The organism is Dehalococcoidales bacterium (genome assembly GCA_028716225.1).
GTDB lineage: Bacteria > Chloroflexota > Dehalococcoidia > Dehalococcoidales > UBA5760 > UBA5760.
In genome coordinates this window covers 1-3453 of sequence record JAQUQE010000108.1, presented here as the reverse complement: position 1 = coordinate 3453, position 3453 = coordinate 1, and the positions used below count along the sequence as shown (strand labels likewise).

Here is a 3453-nt window from a genome sequence, read left to right as displayed (position 1 = left end):
GTCCGAGATAAGGTACTACCCTTACATCTGGCAGGAGAAAGAAGGCGGGGAAAATGAAATCCGGCTGGGCACGACTTCCTATCCCGTCAGAAAGGTAAATCTGGATGAGGAAATCCAGGATATCCTGAGCACTCTCGGCGACAGACACGAACGGATACTGAGCCTATACTTTGGCCTGAAAGACGGCAAATGCCTGACCCAGAAAGAGATTGCCAAAGAATACAAGGTAACTCATACCCGCATAGGCCAGATCATCCACCGCTCCCTTGTCCGGCTGCGTCATCCGACGCGCTCCAGGCGTTTAAGGGAATTCATAATCCCTTCGCCGGAGGAGAGGTTCAAGGAAAGACAGAGAATCCGCAAGCTGGAAAGAGAGCTGGAGAAGCAAACCTCGGTTTTACACGACCGGGAAGATGAAAGGCGCCTGGCCATGGTCTTGAAGAAAGCATCGGACGATTACCAGAAAGAGCACGGCCTGGTCATCTCGCCGTACAACCGCATTCACAATGCCTTGCGGCGCCAGAACATGCTGCAGCTCTCGCAACTCAGAAGAACTCCCGAACCAAACATCAGGAGTTTCCGCAACATCGGCAAGGAATCTTTCGAAGTCATCAAAAAAGCACTGCAGATAGCAGAGCAAGAGGCGTCTCCTTAAAAGGGGACGCCTACTTTTTTATTCCTGAGATAGCTTGACAAAAGGTATCATTTATGTTAGATTTTAGCCTACCGGAGGGAAAATCAAAGAAGGAGGAAAATCAGATTTTATCCCTCTATTTTACAGGGTAAATAGCTCTTTTGCCCTTTGACATATTAATAATGTTTGTAATGAAAGTTACGAATGCAAGGAGGTTAATGATTTATAGGGAAACCTGAAAGACAAAACCACAGAAAGTGAAAAAATCCAAGAAAAAGGAGTTATGAGGTGAAAAGGAAATTTTTCAGTATCTTCCTTACTCTCGTACTGGTACTAAGCTTCGGCTTAATACCAGTTTCCCCGGTCTCAGCAGACTCGGCAATCCTAGAGGTTAACGGGCCTGTTGCTCAGATGACCAGCGACGGTGGACACTACATGGGGAGCTTTTCTCCCGATGGAAGCAGAATCGTCTACACTGGTACTGGCGGTATCTGGACGATAAATGCTGATGGTTCGGATCCCGAGTTAATCTATCCTTCCGGTACGCGGCCCAAATGGGGCCCGCCCATTGACGACTATCCGGACGGGTTGATCGCTCTGGCCGGCCAAGGCATCACCATCATCCAGCCCGACGGCACCCTGGTTAAGACCATCGACACTACCCATGCCTACCCTCCAACCGGAGAGGACATCACGGGCACCCATTCTCTGGACTGGTCGTTTGACGGCTCGACATTGGCTTTCGCCGATAATGCCGGCACAATGGGCATATGGACGATCGGTTTTGACGGAGAAAACTTAATCCAGATAACCGATTATTCCAAAACAGCCTACGCACCGGCCTGGTCTCCTGATGGAACCGAAATTGCCTGCGCCTGGGGCCCAAGCTCCAACATGTATGTTGGTGTTTTCGCGGCCGACGGCACAGGTCTCAACAGGGAAATCGGCATCGGCGGAAGTTCCGGCGGCGACTACCCTGACTGGGGCACCAACGGGAAAATAGCCTACCACGATGGCACAGGCGCTCTCCGCGTTATGAACGACGACGGGAGCAATGACGCAGTGGTATCGGCTGGCCCGGTTGCAATGGTTGCCTGGTCCTTCGACGCCAAGAAGCTGGCTTATATCAACGGATTTGCGGACAAAAACGTAATAACCCGCGGGTATCCGTATGCCAGTGTGCAAGACGCCATTGACGCTGCCGATCCCGGCGACGTCATCAAGGTAGCGGCTGGAAGATACGATGAGAGAATCGTTGTCGGAAAACCGCTCACTCTGCGTGGAGCTACTTGGGACATAAACAAGAACGGCTACGAAGTCCCTGCCGGCTACGCCTGGGATGAAAGTGTGGAATCAATCCTCAACAATCCCGAGCCGGCGCCTACAGGAGTAGTGTCAGTCGTTCTCATCCAAGACACCAATGACGTCAACTTTGAAGGATTTATCGTCCAAAGCCTGAACGCCCCTCCCGGAAGTCAGAACGACATGTTGCTTACCATCAAGGCTCAGACCATGACGCTGAATAACATCAACATCAAAAACAGCGTTATCGGTCCCAACACCAACCTGACTGACCAGGACGGGACAGCTGGCCGGATGGGGCTCTATATCAGCCTCAACCAATACCAGGAAGTTCCGTTCGGCCTGACCAACAGCAGCATCACTGGCACCAAGATATTCGGCGCTGAAGGAAACGGCAACAATGTCTTTATCTGGGGATCATACTATTCTTATGGCGCCAGGTACCCCAGCCCCATGGACGGGACGGTATTCGAAGACTTCGAGAGCTACGGCTCGCACCGCTCAGGTTTTGAAACGGGCGGCGGCATCACCGGATTGACTCTCCGTAACGGCAAGGTCTACAACAACGGCGGTTACTACGGTAGTTTCTACCCCGAAGATGCCGACAATCTGAAGTACGGCAACGGCCTGCTATTCGTCCGCGGATCAAGCGACAGCGGCGAGCAAATCGGCTTAGGCCCCGAAAACATGACCGTGGACAATCTTGAGGTCTACGGAAACCAGAAGAACGGGGCATACCACGGACCAGTCAACAAAGGTATCGACTACATCAACTGCGACTTTCACGACAACGGCTGGGACGACATACAAGTAGACCTGGAAGCCCACTTCAAGAATCCTACTTTTGAAGACGAAGACAGGGTCGGGTTCTTCGGAGCCAGCGAGGACTTTAACGTCCACTCTACCAGCTTTTCTGGCAGCGGCGGACATGCTGTCCAGGTCATCGGCACACCGACAAACGGTTTCGTTATCGACGCCACCAAGAACTGGTGGGGTACGGCAGTAGAAGCCGAAATACAGGCTCTCCTTAACGGAGCGGTTGCCTACGACCCATGGTATGCCAGCGGAGACATGTCACAACTGGTCTCCAGCAAACCGGTAATCAACACTTCTCAGGAAACCTACCACAACACCATCCAGGAAGCTATTGACGCGGCCAATCCCGGAGATACCATCCAGGTTACGGCGGGAACGTACGATGAAACCATCGTTGTTAACGACGCACTGGACAATCTGCTTCTACAAGGAGCAGGGCCTGAAGACACGATTGTCACCGGCGGGCTGAAGCTCGACACCACAGGCGGCGACCTGACAGGCCTGTCTGTCTCGCAAATGGCCATTAAAGGCAATGCGGGAACATATGGCCCAGGGGTCACTGTCGGACACACCGGCTCAGGCTTTGTCTACGACCTCAGCTTTGACTACGTCCTTCTGGACGGCCAGGGAACCGTCGGCATGGCTGCCTACATCAACCCCTTGGCTGGCAACTTCTCGTTCACCAACGGCGAAATAACCGG

2 protein-coding genes are annotated in these 3453 nt (G+C 52.7%); both read left to right on the top strand.

The window, feature by feature from the left end; genetic code table 11:
- Positions 1–655 (top strand): sigma factor-like helix-turn-helix DNA-binding protein (locus PHI12_14240; protein ID MDD5511947.1); only part of this gene is annotated, 655 nt, incomplete at its 5' end.
- 267 nt (positions 656–922) lie between these two features.
- Positions 923–3453 (top strand): pectinesterase family protein (locus PHI12_14235; protein ID MDD5511946.1); only part of this gene is annotated, 2531 nt, incomplete at its 3' end.